The organism is Oscillibacter sp. 1-3 (assembly GCF_000403435.2).
Lineage (GTDB): Bacteria > Bacillota > Clostridia > Oscillospirales > Oscillospiraceae > Oscillibacter.
Genome location: NZ_KE159707.1, coordinates 56,667 through 70,365 on the forward strand (window position 1 = coordinate 56,667; position 13,699 = coordinate 70,365).

At 58.3% G+C, this 13,699-nt stretch carries 11 protein-coding genes; 2 read left to right on the forward strand and 9 right to left on the reverse strand.

Going from position 1 to position 13,699, the window contains the following annotated elements; translation table 11 throughout:
* Positions 1-42 precede the first annotated feature (42 nt).
* The 4 genes from C816_RS25570 to C816_RS06655 all read right to left on the reverse strand — a co-directional run bounded on the left by C816_RS25570 (position 43) and on the right by C816_RS06655 (position 5,437).
* Positions 43-3,129 carry a flagellin N-terminal helical domain-containing protein gene (locus C816_RS25570; protein WP_016321622.1) on the reverse strand — a complete coding sequence of 1,029 codons (3,087 nt, stop codon included), beginning with the start codon at positions 3,127-3,129 and terminating at the stop codon, positions 43-45.
* Between the two features lie 193 nt (positions 3,130-3,322).
* Positions 3,323-3,562 carry a carbon storage regulator gene (locus C816_RS06645; protein ID WP_016321623.1) on the reverse strand — a complete coding sequence of 80 codons (240 nt, stop codon included), beginning with the start codon at positions 3,560-3,562 and terminating at the stop codon, positions 3,323-3,325.
* Between the two features lie 47 nt (positions 3,563-3,609).
* Positions 3,610-3,990 carry a carbon storage regulator gene (locus C816_RS06650; protein WP_016321624.1) on the reverse strand — a complete coding sequence of 127 codons (381 nt, stop codon included), beginning with the start codon at positions 3,988-3,990 and terminating at the stop codon, positions 3,610-3,612.
* 274 nt (positions 3,991-4,264) lie between these two features.
* The gene (locus C816_RS06655) at positions 4,265-5,437 is read right to left on the reverse strand and encodes an RNA-guided endonuclease InsQ/TnpB family protein (protein ID WP_016321625.1); all 1,173 of its coding nucleotides are present in this window, start codon (positions 5,435-5,437) and stop codon (positions 4,265-4,267) included.
* A 403-nt stretch (positions 5,438-5,840) separates the two neighbouring features.
* Between C816_RS06655 and C816_RS06660 the strand changes: the two genes are divergently transcribed.
* A complete protein-coding gene (locus C816_RS06660) occupies positions 5,841-6,476 on the forward strand; it encodes a recombinase family protein (protein ID WP_016321626.1) in 636 nt (211 codons plus the stop codon).
* Between the two features lie 23 nt (positions 6,477-6,499).
* Here the strand turns inward: C816_RS06660 and C816_RS06665 are convergent, their stop codons facing one another.
* Together C816_RS06665 and C816_RS22525 are read right to left on the reverse strand one after the other, a co-directional pair.
* The gene (locus tag C816_RS06665) at positions 6,500-7,420 is read right to left on the reverse strand and encodes a DUF6017 domain-containing protein (RefSeq protein WP_016321627.1); all 921 of its coding nucleotides are present in this window, start codon (positions 7,418-7,420) and stop codon (positions 6,500-6,502) included.
* Between the two features lie 102 nt (positions 7,421-7,522).
* Positions 7,523-8,788 carry a C40 family peptidase gene (locus tag C816_RS22525; protein WP_016321628.1) on the reverse strand — a complete coding sequence of 422 codons (1,266 nt, stop codon included), beginning with the start codon at positions 8,786-8,788 and terminating at the stop codon, positions 7,523-7,525.
* A 1,228-nt stretch (positions 8,789-10,016) separates the two neighbouring features.
* On the opposite strand from C816_RS22525, the gene C816_RS06675 reads away from it, so the two are divergent.
* The gene (locus C816_RS06675) at positions 10,017-10,595 is read left to right on the forward strand and encodes a DNA-3-methyladenine glycosylase I (protein ID WP_016321629.1); all 579 of its coding nucleotides are present in this window, start codon (positions 10,017-10,019) and stop codon (positions 10,593-10,595) included.
* A gap of 9 nt (positions 10,596-10,604) precedes the next feature.
* Here C816_RS06675 and C816_RS06680 read toward each other — a convergent pair whose 3' ends face one another.
* The 3 genes from C816_RS06680 to C816_RS06690 are packed head-to-tail and all read right to left on the reverse strand — an operon-like array spanning position 10,605 to position 13,695.
* Positions 10,605-12,941: a VirB4-like conjugal transfer ATPase, CD1110 family gene (locus tag C816_RS06680; RefSeq protein WP_016321630.1), complete on the reverse strand. Its 2,337-nt coding sequence runs from the start codon at positions 12,939-12,941 to the stop codon at positions 10,605-10,607.
* Positions 12,934-13,287, reverse strand: coding sequence for a PrgI family protein (locus C816_RS06685; RefSeq protein WP_040655070.1), 354 nt, complete (start codon positions 13,285-13,287; stop codon positions 12,934-12,936). The genes C816_RS06680 and C816_RS06685 overlap by 8 nt, the downstream gene beginning before the upstream one ends.
* Positions 13,288-13,290: 3 nt before the next feature.
* Positions 13,291-13,695: a DUF4313 domain-containing protein gene (locus C816_RS06690; protein ID WP_016321632.1), complete on the reverse strand. Its 405-nt coding sequence runs from the start codon at positions 13,693-13,695 to the stop codon at positions 13,291-13,293.
* Positions 13,696-13,699: the final 4 nt, after the last annotated feature.

The following is a 13,699-nucleotide window of genomic DNA, read 5'->3' on the forward strand; positions in this document are numbered from 1 at the left end:
CTTTTTGTGTGGGATTATGCGGTCTGTAAATTCCCGCCCAGATTAACCGAGCAGCTGCAGCACGCCCTGGGGAACCGCGTTGGCCTGGGCCAGCATGGCCTGGGCGGACTGGATCAGGATGTTGTTCTTCGTGTAGGCCATCATCTCCTCGGCCACGTCGGTGTCCCGGATGGTGGACTCGGCGTCCTGGATGTTCTCCGCCATGACGCTCAGGTTGTTGGCGGTGTGCTCCAGGCGGTTCTGGGTGGCGCCCAGGTCGCCGCGGACGGAGGACACATAGTTGATCGCGTCCTTGATGGTCTGGATGGCGTTCTTCGCTCCGTCTTGCAGGCTGATGTCCAGGCCGTCGATGCCCATGGCCTTGGTGTGCATGTCGCCGATGGACACGGTCATCTGGTTGAAGGAATCCGCGGTGGCTCCGATCTGGAAGGTCAGGCCGCCCGTGGTCAGCACGCGGGAGGAGGTCACCTCAACGCCCATGGCCTTCGCCAGGTCCTCGGCGGTCTGGCCGGTCTTCTGGCCGGTGATGGTCAGCTTGCCGTCGGCGATCTCCAGCTGGCCGGACTGGAATCCGGCGGACTCGAAGGCGGAGATCAGCTCGTCGGCGTCCTGAGCCTTGCTCTCGGCAATGGTAATGCTGACCGTGCCGTCGTCGTTCTTCACGGTGGAGTCCTTCTCGCCCACGGTGATGGTGGTTCCGCCGATGGTCACCTTGTCGCCGGCCTTCAGCTTGGAGGGGTCGAACTCGTAGCCAACCTGGGCATAGGTGCCCTCGGTGCCGCCGTCGAAAGCGTTGTAAGCCCTGTACACGCCGCCGCTGAACGCGCCGCCCGCGCTGCTGAAGCGCACGCCGCCATAGTTGGTGTCGGGGGTGGCGGTCTTGGCGTCCGCCTCCAGCTTGATGCTGCCGCCGCTGACGGTGGTCTTCACATTGAAGCCGCCCATGGCGTCAGACACAGCCTTCTTGATGGCCTCGGCCTTCTGGTTGTCGGTCATGCTGGAGGACAGGTCGATCTTGACGCGACCGGCGCCCACTTCATCCTTGCCGGTGCCAATGGAGCCGTTGCCGGTCAGTACGCCGTCATAGCTGATGTCAAAAGTCTTGATGTTGCTGCCCGTGCCGAAGGAGAAGGACGCGCCGCCCGCCAGCTTGTCGCTGGAGGTGTTGATCTCCAGCTCATAGTGGGTGTTGTTGCCCGCGCCGGTCTGGCCCTCGTCCCAGCCGTCCCGGACCTCGGAGGCGGCGTTTTTGTCATAGGTAATGGCGTTCATTACCTTGTCGGACAGCTTGCCGGTCTGCTTGGCCTCGAAGGTGATAACGCTGTCGGCAGAGATGGCGGCGGTCGCGTTGGTGGCCTTGATATCGAAGAGTTCGCCCAGCTTGACCGTATCGCCGTTGTCCAGGGTGATCTCGTGATCCTTCAGCTCCTGGAGCGTCGTCTTGCCGACCTCGATCTCCAGGCCGTTCCAGCCAGTGGCGGCATTGCCCGCCTTGGTGCCCGCGGCGGGGGCGTTCGCGACCTCAATCGTCTTGCCTTTCAGCGCGTCCAGGGTATTAGCCGCGGCATCCGTGCCGGTGAGGGTGATCACACCGTCGTCGGTGTAACTGACGTTGGTCTTGTGGTCGACCTCGCCGATTTCCTTTGCGAGGAGCTCCTTGACCTTGTCAGCGCTCAGGTCGCTCGTCTTGATCTGGTTCGCCGTGAGGTTTGTCGCGGTGTCGGCCACCACCTCATACGTGGTGCCGCCAAACTTGAACTTCGTGCCGACCTTCTGGAGGTTGTCGAGCGCGAGGTCCGCGCTCTTGAAGGTCGCCTGGGCCTTCTTTCCGGCGGTGCCCGCCTGCGCGTCCTGGCCAACGGTGTGAACGATGTTGCCGACGGGGGTCTTTCCAGCCGCGGTGCTGACTTCCAGTTCGCCCTTGTTGCCAGCCGCGCCCCGGTTTTTGGCGGTCAGAGTGACGGATGCTTTGCCGGTGCCTTTGTCATACGTAACCTTGGCGGTAAAGTCAGTATTAAAGACGCCCAGAGCGGTCTCGAGGTCGCTGGCCAACGTTCCGCCGGCATCGGTCGGATCAAGGTTTCTGATTTCAAACTTTCCCGCTGCGGTGGTGGCACCATCCGTATTGGAAATTAGCAGCTCTTTGCCGCCCAGGGAGATTTTCTGGCCGCCTTCCAGCTGGTTCACGTCCAGCTCGAAGGTATACGTTGCGTTGGTCGCGGCGGTGCCGTCGCCCTCATTGATACCGGCGGTAAAGTCTACCTGGCCCTTGGCGTTGGTGACATCGGACGCGGCAATACCGGAAGCGCCCGGTTTCTTGGCGGTCAGTTTAATGACGTCGTCGGCCGCGAAATTAGCAGTACCGGTTTTAGCGCCATCATTAACCGAAATAGTATACTTTCCACCGAGAGCGTTTTCAAGGTCAGTAACCGTTTTGGCGGTAGAGAAGGTAAATCCGCCGAAAGCTGTATCGTTACCATTGGTCGTGAACACCAGGACGTCCGCCGTAGCGGCGCTGGGAGCCTGACCGTCAAAGGTCTCCGCCGGGTCCGTGGACGCCGTGATCCCGGTGAGCGAGGGATTCGTTCCGGCCGCGCCGCCCATGTTGACGGTGACCTGCGCCTTGCCGCCGGCGGTGGGGTCGGTGCCGTCGATCATGGAGTCCTTGTCCATAGCGCCCAGGGCGCTGATGCTGGTGGCCTTGGCGGTCTTGCCGTCCAGCAGGTTGATGCCGTTGAAGTTGGCGGAATCGGCGATACGGTTGATTTCGCTCTTCAGGGCGTCGACCTCCTTCTGGAGGTTAGTGCGGTCCACGGTATTGTCATAGGTGCCGTTGGCGGACTGGGTGGCCAGATACTCCATGCGGTTGAGCATGTCCTGGATCTCCTGCATGGCGCCCTCGGCGGTCTTCACCAGGGAGATGCCGTCCTTGACGTTCTTCTGGGCGGCGTTCAGGCCGGTGATCTGAGCCCGCATCTTCTCGGAAATGGCAAGGCCCGCGGCGTCGTCGCCCGCCCGGTTGATCTTATAGCCGGAGGAGAGCTTCTCCAGGTTTTTCGCCAGCGCACTGGTATTGGTGTTGTAATTCCGGTACGCGTTCATGGCGAGGATGTTGTGTTGGATTCTCATGATTCAGATTCCTTTCCAAAATAAATTTAGAGTTTACGTTCCACTGTGCTTTCGCTAATTTTCCCTGCTCCCACACAGTGGAGGGCACGCCGTCCGATCCAAGCCCCGTGGCCTTTGGAGCGAGGATCTCGGGTACGGTGCTATATTTCAACCAGCCCGCGTTACCGGTTTGCGGGCCGAATGAAACCAATTTTTATCGCTGGGTCTGTTCCCCGGTCTGCCGGGGCGGCTTTGCCTTCTTCTTTTTGGCTTTGGGGTCGAGAAGGCAGTCCGGGGGCTCATCGCCGTTGCGCTCCAGGACCTCGCCCCGGAGGATGGTCATGTCTTTTGGCGCCTTTACGGAAAGGCGGATCGTGGAGTTCGTGAACACCTGAACGACGATCTCGTCGCCTATGGTCAGGTACTCCCCGTCCTTGAGATAGAGGGATAGCATGGCAGTCTCCTTTCGCCGCTGGCCCGTTCCTTCGGGCCGCCTGTATGTTAATTGTTGGAAGCCCTGGCAGGGAGTTCCGTTTTTTCCCTGCCCGGCTCCGGCGGGAACATGTGGTCCAGCTGCCTCCGCAGGGCCTGGACATTGCTGTCCCTGCCGTCCATCTCAGATAACAGCATCCGCATGGCGGCGAGGGCTTGGGCTTTGCTCCGGTTCCAGGGGATCTCCCGCCTGTGCCAGCGGGGGCCTTCCACCACGCAGGAGGGACGTTCCCCTCCGGTCCGCTCCAGGACCTCGCCCCGCAGGACGGGGATCTCACGGGGCGCGTCGATCATCAGCTTGCAGCGGTCTCCCGAAATGCGGTCCAGCTGCACGACTACGCTGTCGCCGATGGTCATGTACTCTCCCGGCGTTAGGTTTAAGCAAAGCATGAGGATTCCTCCTTTTTTGTCTGGCGGCACGATCATCCTTCCGTCCGCCCTTCAAGCCGCGCTTCACGGCATCGACGATCTTTCATCGTCATAATGTTTGGAACGCCCCGCAGGGCTTTGGATGTGCGAACACATCTTCTCGTTTCCCAACATCCTGGTTATGGAAACGCTGAACGAAACGCAACTTTTTCAATTGTGCTTCGCTCAACGTTTCCCGCAAGCATGGGCCTTCTCCGGCGTTCCGACCGGTATAGCTGAGACAATACAAAGAGCTTCACGCGCTTTCGCGCCGCTCCCGCGTACTGAAATATTGGGCCAGCCCCTGGTCCTTGATGTTCCTGGCGGCATTTGCCTCCCGTTTCAGGACCGCGCCGCATTGCGGGCAGGTCCAGGTCCGGCGCTTCATGGAAATTTCCTCCGGCATGACGCGGCCGCAGGCGGAACAGGTCCGGGTGGATGGGAAGTAGCGGTCCACCACAAGAAGCTCCTTCCCCTGCCGTGCCAGCTTGTAGCGAAGGCACTCCCGGAACATTCCGAATCCGGCTTCCAGCGCGTTCCCCCGGTTCGTGATCCGGCTAATCTGCTCCATGTCGTCGCCCCTCACGCACACGGCGTCCCAGGCGTTGGCTATCCGCCGGGATTCCTTGTGGATGAAGTCGCGCCGCTGGTTGGCGATATGCTCGTGGAGGAGGCGGTACTTCTGGACGGTTTCCTGATAATTTTTAGAGCCGGGCCGCATCCGGTTCAGCCGCTGCTGAATCCTGGCCAGCTTTTCCTGGGACTGCTTCAGCCAGTGGGGCGGGTCCGCCGTCTCGCCGGTGTCCGCCACATAGAAACGCGCCATGGAGTATTTCAGGCCCACGGTCGTTTCCGGCGTGGGAACGACCACTTCCGGTTTTTTCTCCGGGCATTCGTAGAGGATGTAGCCGTAATACTTGCCCGAACGGGTCCTGTCCACGGTGACGCGCTTGAGCTTCCACCAGCCTTGCGGGCGGCGGGGGAACTTCGCCCGGACGATCCCGGCCTTGGTCATGCGGAGGCCGTCCCTCGTGGTATAAACCGTCTCGCTGTTTCCCATCACATGGTTGCAGACTGTGAAGGAGTCCCGGTCGTCTTTTTTGCGCTTGAACTTGGGATAGCCAAAATTCTCCGGGCTTTTGAAAAACACACGGAACGCCTGACCCAGCTTGTTGTGCTCCTGAATCAGCGCCTGATTGTCGACCTCCTTCAAGAAGGGCGCTCCGGCCTTGTACTTGGCAGGGGTGGGGATAAAAAACTTGTCGGTTTCAATGTAAAACCGCTGTTGGTCCGCCAGCATCTGATTCCAGATATAGCGGCAGCAGCCGAAGGTCTTTTCAAACAGCGCCGCCTGTTCGGCGCTGGGGTAGAGGCGGACCTTGAGGGTGGTGTACCGCAGTGTTTCGCTTTTGGATCGTTTGGCGGCCATTCCATCCCCTCCTTGTCAAAACCGTGCCTATCCGCGGAAAAACCGAAAAGAAAAAGCGCGATGAATCTTCGCTGTCGGCTTTTGCCGAGAGTGGGCAGGAAGCGTGCTTTTTGCCCGGTTCCTGTCGCTTTTTAGAGGGTTTCAAAAAAGTTCCGCAAAACGCTTAAGTTTTTCTGAAACCCGCCGAAATAAATAGTGAAAGGTATTAAGGCTCACATATTTTTGAGGGTGGGCAAAAAGCACGCAACTTGCCCGTTATATGTGCCCAAAAGTTATCAAAAGCACCTGCCGGAACCTCCGGCAGGTGCTTTTATTTGGATAAATTTGGGCATTGTTTGTTTAAGGGGTCGGCAAACTGTTCTAAAATATGGAATGAATCCCTTTTAGAGAGGAGGCGCGTGGAATGAAAGGGACCATGTACGGCTATGTCCGGGTATCGACCAAAGAGCAGAAAGAGGACCGCCAGTTGACGGCTATGCGGGAATTTGGCGTGGAAGCGGACCGTGTTGTGGTGGAAAAGTTGTCCGGCAAGGATTTTTGCCGTCCGCTGTATCAGGCCCTGGTCATGCGAATGGACGCCGGGGATGTGCTGGTGATCAAAAGCATTGACCGGCTGGGCCGCAACTATGAGGAAATCCTGGAGCAGTGGCGCTGGCTGACCAAGTCCAGGGAGATCGCTATCGTCGTTTTAGACATGCCGCTGCTGGACACCCGCCAGGGCCGGGATCTGACCGGCGTGCTGGTGGCGGATATCGTGCTGCAATTGCTCAGCTATGTGGCGCAGACGGAGCGGGAGTTTAACCGCCAAAGACAGGCAGAGGGAATTGCGGAAGCAAAGGAGCGGGGCGTTCGCTTTGGACCGGACCGCCTGCCCATGCCGGAGGAATTTGAGACACTGGCCCAGCAGTGGTGGAACGGCGAGGTGTCTGGGGAGCACGCGGCAAAAAGCCTGGGCCTGTCCCGGAGGACCTTCTGCCGCCGCGCAAAGGAGTGGGGAAACGCCGAGGGTTTGACTGACCGCATCGTTTTTTCTCTTTGATTTTTCGCAGTCCAAATCCGGTCCTATATGTGTCCCGCCGCTATGTCCCGGCTGGCCAGCGCGGCGTAATACTGCCCCATGGTCACGGGCGCGTTGTACAGAGCCGCCAGGGTGTACGCTTTGATGTTCCCAATGGCGGCGGCAGCACTGCACAGGCAGTCTCGAACATAGGTGATATGCTCCCGCGTTAATTTCAGGAACCGGTTTTGGACAACAGCGGTTGGGATATCCTCCCCGCAGATGCGGATGGTCTCCCTTGCGGAACAGGCTGTCTCGACCATCAGCTCCACATAGCCGTCAAAAATGCCGCTGTCTGTGGGATAATCCCAGACCAGGCCCTCGTAGTCAATGTTCTCTCGGATGATCTCCCGAACCGAATCCATCTCATCCATCCTGTCCTTCCGTTTCCGGTAGCGCTTCCTGCTGGGCGGAAGGGGTAAGGGGGAGGATTGATCAGTCTCATTCCGCTCAGTTTTTTTCTTCTCAGTATTATTAGCCGCCCCTTTCGGGCAGTCTTGGCCGCCCGCTTTGGGCTGTTTAGACTGCCCGAAAGAGGCGGTCTTGACTGCCTGGTCCTGGCTTTCGTCGGAGGGAGTGACAAAGTTTTTGACATAAATTTTCGCGGGCTTTCCCTGGCCCTGCTTCTTCCGCTCAATGAGGCCAAGAGCTTCCAGCTCCCGCATGAAGGCTGTGGCCTTGTTGTGGCCGCAGCCGAGGTACTCCCGCACATCGTCCTGGGTGAAGTAGATGAATACTTTCCCATCCCTGTCCAGCCAGCCGCTTCGGGCGGACAGGCTCATCCGATCCAGCATCAGACCATAGAGGGTCTTGGCCTCCAGAGAAATGGTCTTGTAATGATCATCTGTAAACAGGACCTTGGGGATGCGGTAAAAGCTGAACTGTTCAGACTCGTTTCCATAGTAATAATCTAAAATCAAAGGCATGAAGTACCTCCCAAAATAAGCAGTCAAAAATAGATGAATTCCATGAAAATGTGCATAAAAGCGTGCAAAGCCCCGGCGGCCAAAGTCGCCGGGGCTGGTTTGTTATGAGTAGTAGTTGGGCCGCGCAATGGTCGCAAAGCCGATTTTTCCAGTCACCACCACATTGTTGGACCCGCTGGCACAGTGGATGATCTGGACATTTCCTCCGCTGTCGAAGCCGCAGACAATGCCCACATGGCTGTCGCCGGGGTAGAAGACCAGATCGCCCGGTTGCGCATCCTCCCAGGTAATTCCGGTGCAGTAGCTGTGCTGTGCCGAGGCCCCGCCTCCGTGGCCTATGATGTAGCTCCCTCTGCTGACATTGTAGAAAACCCAATCGACGAAGCCAGAGCAGTCCAGGCCGTAGGGCCGGATGGTCCCTGTGCTAGGGCTTCCGGCGGCCCAGACCTCCTTGGGAGTCCCCCAGCGGGAGTCCCAGCCTAAGACAAGGCTTTTACCGCCCCAGAAATAATTGACCTTTCCAAGAAGCTGATAAGCCATCAGCACCACCTGACGACGCTCCTCGCTAAGATCGTCCGGCAGGCGGGAGAGGATGTCCCGCACCTCCTGGGGTGAGAGGGTCATGCTCTGGTTACTGCCAATCAGGTTCTGGAACAGATCCTGATACTCGGGCTTCAAAATTTCTTCCAACAGAGCCTTTTGCTCCTCGGTAAAGCCGTATTCATCCGCAATTTGCTGTGCGGTTTTTACAGTGACAGAAATATGCAGGATGATTTCATCGTCCTCATCCTCATGCTCCACCGTTTCCGCGGCATAGGTGATCTCGGTCATATCCCAGAAAGTTTCTCGAAGGACAGCCAGATTTTCGCTGGTAAGGATCGAAGCACCGGTGCCATCACCGCTGGAAACGCACACCGAGTAGACCGCCAGGACATTCGGCCAGTTGGCTGTGACGGCCGCGATTCCGCTTTCGTCCATGTCCAGCGTATCATAAGGATTGTCCGTTTTGATTTGCTCGATCTGGGCAGTGAGTTCCCCGTTAAGCTGGGCGACGGCCTCCGGAATCGTCATTCCGCTGCCGGGATCGGAGAAGAACAGGCCGAAAGGAGAAGTGACCAGCAAGCCCACGATACAGATGATTAACGTGATCACGGCCACCACCCAGCCCCCAGCCATGATGGCGGCAGCCATTTCCCGAGCGGCGGCGACGGCCTTTCTTATGGCCGACACGGCAGCTTTGCCCACGCCCTTGGCGGTAGCCGCTCCGGCCTTTGCCGTGGCACGAGCGGCCTGTACGGCCCGCTGTGGGGCCTTTGCCGATGCCTGAGCCGTCTGTGCCGTTTTGGCGGAGCGCTCCGCTGTTTTCACAGCCTTCCGAGCAGTTCGATGAGTGGGCTGGATTCCGTTTTTGGACACTTTAATCGTGGTTTTGCCCTTCGAGGCACCTTTGGATATGACTGTACCGCTGTTTTTCCCAAGTCCGCCGTCAGTCGGTGTAAAACCATTTTGACCGACGGAGAGCGGAGGTGTTATGCGCTGGCGGAAAGGCGGTTCTGCCATGCCGCCGCTCCGCGGACTGGCGCTTGTATCGCAATCAGTCCGCCGAAGGGCTTCCTTGCGCCTGGACCGCCGCAGTCCTGACCGTTTCATAGCCTCCTTCCGGCCCTGGGCCTGGATGAACTCCTTCTCACCTTGGGCATAAGCCGGGGATGAACCTTTGGCGGGAGCCGATCTCTTTTGACGGAAAAAGGACCGTTCCATCCTTTGGCCCGGTTCTCTTGCCTGGGTGGGTTTTTCCGCTGCATTGTGAGCGTCCGTCCTCTGCCGGCGAATGTAGGAATCCCTCGTCTTAATGTCCAGCGGCTGTTGGGATGTCCCCTGCCCGGCAGGCGGCGTAGTTTTCGGTTCAGGGCGGCGCCCAAGCTGGGACGCTGGCTGGGATGCTCCCGCCCTGATATGCGGCGGCCCGCCAGAGACAGCCTGCTCCAAATCTACCGGCAGGGTGTCTGTGCCGCCGGAGAACGCTGTTTGCTGAACAGCCTCCCGCGTCTTGATTTTCAACGGCTTTGCGTTGCTCTGAGGGGACGCATCAGAATGAACAGGGCCCGGAGCGGACCGCTGGCGGCTGGCGGGCCTCGGGCCTTCAGCCTGCCGGGGAGCCGCTTCTCTGGTTTTGACCCACACACGCTCCCGGCCATCTGTTGACGGCGGGGCCTCAATCGGCGGTTCCGCTTCCGGGAAATCCGTATCAGGCGAAGATTCTGTGCCCACCGCCTTACCGCCGTTCTTTTTCCCTTTCAGCAGAAGTTCCACGCCGCGACTTCCCCAGTGGACGCCCTTCCAGGCGGCGTCCTCGATCTGATCGCCGCCGCAGCCGTCCTGTTGCCCTCGTTGGCTGGCGTCACGGAACTGGCCCCGGAGACGCTCTGTCCCATCTGAAAGGCCGCGACGAAGGAGTTCCTTCGGCGCGGCATGGACTTTTTCTTTCGCCCTTTTTTCCAGCGCGCGTTTTTCTTTCACTTTTGGAATGATTTATCACCCCACTTTTCATTTTTATTATCTTGTGGTAAACTGTCGGAAAAGGAGGATGCCGAACATGGAACAGATTCGAAGATGCGAGTGGGCCGGACCTGACCCGATCTATATGGACTACCACGACAACGAATGGGGCAAGCCTCTTCACGATGACAATAAACTGTTTGAGATGCTGATTCTGGAGGGGATGCAGGCCGGATTGGCGTGGATCACCGTACTGAAAAAACGGGAAAACTTTCGGGTTGCGTTCGATGGTTTTGATCCGCATAAGGTTGCGCTGTATGGTGACGCCAAAGTCGAAGAACTTTTGGCAAATACAGGCATTATCCGAAACCGGGCAAAAATCAGCGCCGCCATCGGCAATGCCAAAGCGTTTTTGGAGATTCAAAAAGAGTACGGCAGCTTTGACCGATTTGTGTGGGCCTATGTCGACGGTACTCCCATCATCAACACACCCGAAAGCATGGCCGGTATTCCGGCGTCCACGCCGCTCTCCGACAGGATTAGTAAAGACTTGAAAGCCCGCGGGTTCAAATTTGTGGGTTCTACCATTATCTACGCCTTTATGCAAGCGGTGGGGATGGTGGATGACCACATGATTTGGTGTCCCTGCCACTCACATAACAGGGAAAATCTCTGATAGCGCTGCTTAGCTTTTGGTTTCTGACAACTTCGTGGTCATCAATTTATACAGCCGGGTATTCTTCGGGAAGCTGTTCACAAAGGGTACAATAGTGCTCCCGCACTTGATCAGCCCCCGCCCGGAGTCCACATTGGTGATGTAGGAGAGCTGATTATCCGAAATGTTCAAGAGCTGCGCCAGCTCCGCCCGGTCCGTCGCCGCTTGGTTCAGCATGACCAGAAATTCGCTGTTGGCCAGCATGGTCCGGGCGGTGTGGGACTGGAGCAGATCGTCCAGGTTCTGGGTAATGCCCGTACAGCAGGCGCCATACTTCCGCACCCGCTTCCAAAGGGTGAAGAGGAAGTTGGCGCTGTACTCATGCTGGAACAGCAAATAGATTTCGTCAATGTAAATCCAGGTGTTCTTCCCCAACTTCCGGTTGCGGAGACAGCGGTTGAACACGCTGTCCAAGACCACCAGCATTCCCACGGGCAGGAGCTGCTTGCCCAGGTCCCGGATGTCGTAGCAGAGAATCCGGGAGCTGGTGTCTACGTTGGTGGGCTTGGCGAAGGTATTGAGGCTGCCCTCGGTAAACAGCTCGATTGCCAGGGCCACGTCGCGGGCTTCGTCCTCCGGCTGCTGGAGCAGCATGGCGTGGAAGTCCTGGAGCGTCGGGACTTTGCCCCGATAGTCACGGCGGATGTACTCCCGGTAGACACTGGCGGTACAGCGGTCGATGATGGACTTTTCTTTTGCGGAGAGCTTCCCGGAGCCGACCAGCTGTTCGCAGAGGGACAGCAGGAACTCGGACTTCAGCACCACCGGGTTTTCCCCGTCGCCGTAGCCCTGTTCCATATCCATTGCGTTGATGTGATTCCGGGAGGCAGCGGAGATATTGACCACCTCGCCGCCCAGGCCCTCGATGAGCGGCCCGTATTCGGACTCGGGGTCTATGACGATGATGTCGTCCTCCGTGGAGAGGGCCACGTCCACGATTTCCTCCTTCGCCGTGAAGGACTTGCCGGAGCCGGAGACGCCCAGCACAAAGCCGTTTCCGTTCAGAAGCTCTTTCCGGTTGGCAATAATCAGGTTTTTGCTGATGACGTTCTGCCCATAGTACACGCCGCCCTGGTCCCGGATCTCCTGGGCCTTGAAGGGCATAAGGACCGCCAACGCCTCCGTGGTCAGGGTCCGCAGGGCGTCGATCCGCCGAAGCCCCAGGGGGAGGGCGGTGGTCAGGCCGTCCGCCTGCTGCCAGTTTAGGGTCCCGAGCTGGCAGAGGTGCTTCCGGGCGGCGGACTGGAGGGTTTCCGTGTCGCTGTCCAGCTCCTCCTTGGTATCCGCCAGATGCACCAGCGTCACCACCGCGAACATCATCCGCTGGTCACGGGTGGTCAGGTCGTCCAGCATCTCCCGCGTTTCCTTCCGCTGCTGCTCCAGATCGTAAGGCACTACGGCGGAGAAATTGTTATTGTTATTCTGCCGCCGCTGCCAGTTGGTGACATTCGTCTCCACGCCCAGCAGGCGGCTCTGCATCTCCCGAACTGCCTCGTCGGTGGGGACGGGGATCACGTCGATGGACAGCATCATGGTCCGGTTCAGGGCCGTCAGCTCGTTGATCATGGAGTCCTTGATGTAACTGGCAAACTCCTTGAGGAACAGCACCCGCCCGAACTTATCTCCCATGATGAAGTGGTCTTTTTTGAACTCCAGGCTGTCGGGACAGATGGCGTCCTTGAAGGAATGGCCCTTCCGCGTCAGGTCCCGGAGGTCCAGGCGGTAGTCCGTTTCCTCGCCGGTGCGGTAGAAGTCATGGAGGACCCGCAGGCGTTCCACAGCGTCCAGCTCCTCGCTGTGGGCGTCCATGTGGCTGAGGCGGGTGGTGACGTCCGCCGTCACCCGGTCGAAGAAGGCGCGCGCCTCCTCGATGTTCTTCCGGTGGACGGAGAGGGTGACATACCGCTCCTGGACCACGCTGTTGGAACTGTCAGTGACTTTATCCATGAGCATGGAATTGTACTCGGCTCGGTAGCCGTCCAGATAATCGTCACGGCGGGGCAGGAGAATCTCCTGCTCAAAGTTCTCCCGGTTCAGCCGCTTGTTGTTGATGGTGATCTTGGTGGTGGAGCCGGTGTCCAGGGCGTTCAGCAGCTCGGAATAGCCCAGGAACATGGAGGTTTTGTCCTCTTTGGATGCGATGGCATAGTTGATGTCCGAGAAGCGGATGGTCTTGGAGAACTTGCTCCCGAACTGAAAAATCCCATCCGGCCAGAGGCGGCGGATGGGGATGGCGTCCTGCACGGATTTGGGGAGGACAAAGCCCTCCTTATCCTGTTTCAGCGTATTTTGAAGAGTTTTAATCAATCTTTAGGGCCTCCTTGATCGTAGAATGGTCCAGGGCTTTTGCGTAGAGATTTTCCGCCCGGAATACCAGCTTCTTCGGGTAGAGAAATTCCGAGCGGATGAACGCCAGAACGAAGCGTTCCAGGGTCATGCCGTTGTAGGTAAAAAAGCCGCCGAGGGCGAAGGGGAACGCAGCCAGGACGCAGATCCAGCCGATTTCTCCTGTTCCAACGACATTCCGCAGGCCGAAGTACACAGCCACGGCCACCACGACGGCCAGCAGGGCGAACAGGAACTGCCGCAGGGACAGGCCGAAGAACAGGCTTTCCTGGTAGTCCCGGACTTCTTTGTTGATACGAACTTCTATGATTTATCTCTCCTTTCCCTTTGGGGATCGTTTTTTCTGCTGTACTTTCCGCAAATACTTTTCCACGCCCTCCGGGTCAAACTCCCGCAGTTTCTCCATGTCAAACGCAATTTTCGGATAAGCGCACCGCCCGGAGTAGCCTCTATCCGGGCAGAGCGTCCCAAGCTGATTTTTCAGAACAAAGTCTAAAAGCCCCGTGTTTTCGTCAAAGTCCTTAATGAAGGCTTCGTTCGCCTGGAGCGGCTCCCTGGGCAGATTGACTGTCAGGAACGCATACGGCTCCCAAAAATCGTCCTCCTTGCAGAGCAGGCTGACCGCCAGCCGGCCATTTTGCGCGTAGGAGCATACGGTTACTGTGAGCTCGCGTTCTCCAAAGGGGCTGTGAAAAGGCGCTGATTTGATATCCATTTAT

Excerpts from the sequence above, each read along its gene's own strand:
- C816_RS25570 (WP_016321622.1), bottom strand. The coding sequence starts at position 3,129 with ATGAGAATCCAACACAACATCCTCGCCATGAACGCGTACCGGAATTAC.
- C816_RS06645 (WP_016321623.1), bottom strand. The coding sequence starts at position 3,562 with ATGCTATCCCTCTATCTCAAGGACGGGGAGTACCTGACCATAGGCGAC.
- C816_RS06650 (WP_016321624.1), bottom strand. The coding sequence starts at position 3,990 with ATGCTTTGCTTAAACCTAACGCCGGGAGAGTACATGACCATCGGCGAC.
- C816_RS06655 (WP_016321625.1), bottom strand. The coding sequence starts at position 5,437 with ATGGCCGCCAAACGATCCAAAAGCGAAACACTGCGGTACACCACCCTC.
- C816_RS06660 (WP_016321626.1), top strand. The coding sequence starts at position 5,841 with ATGAAAGGGACCATGTACGGCTATGTCCGGGTATCGACCAAAGAGCAG.
- C816_RS06665 (WP_016321627.1), bottom strand. The coding sequence starts at position 7,420 with ATGCCTTTGATTTTAGATTATTACTATGGAAACGAGTCTGAACAGTTC.
- C816_RS06675 (WP_016321629.1), top strand. The coding sequence starts at position 10,017 with ATGGAACAGATTCGAAGATGCGAGTGGGCCGGACCTGACCCGATCTAT.
- C816_RS06690 (WP_016321632.1), bottom strand. The coding sequence starts at position 13,695 with ATGGATATCAAATCAGCGCCTTTTCACAGCCCCTTTGGAGAACGCGAG.